The sequence below is a fragment of the Enterobacter sp. R-1.6.2 genome, assembly GCF_035064085.1.
In the GTDB taxonomy this organism is placed as follows: domain Bacteria; phylum Pseudomonadota; class Gammaproteobacteria; order Enterobacterales; family Enterobacteriaceae; genus Enterobacter; species Enterobacter asburiae_B.
The window spans coordinates 1-278 of sequence record NZ_JASEYI010000147.1; the positions used below are offsets into that span (position 1 = coordinate 1).

Consider the following 278-nt stretch of genomic DNA (forward strand, 5'->3'; position numbering starts at 1 on the left):
ACGCCACCCTCAGCAAAACCATTCAGCAACTGGAAGCGCATCTTGGGGTTTCCCTCCTGCAGCGCACCACGCGGCGTATTACCGTGACGCCGGAAGGACGGGAGTACTATGAAAAAGCCCGCTGTCTGCTGGAAGACCTGGAAGAGATCGACGCGTCTTTCAATACCGCCCGCAATAAGCCGAAGGGCCATCTACGGATCGCCATCGGCGGGTCGACCGCGTGCGATGTGCTGATCCCGCTGCTGGCGGACTTTATGACCTCCTGGCCGGATATCCTT

1 protein-coding gene is annotated in these 278 nt (G+C 59.4%); it reads left to right on the forward strand.

What is annotated here, in order from left to right; genetic code table 11:
- A partial coding sequence (locus QMN93_RS26180) for a LysR family transcriptional regulator (protein WP_323630752.1) occupies positions 1-278 on the forward strand: 278 nt, incomplete at both ends.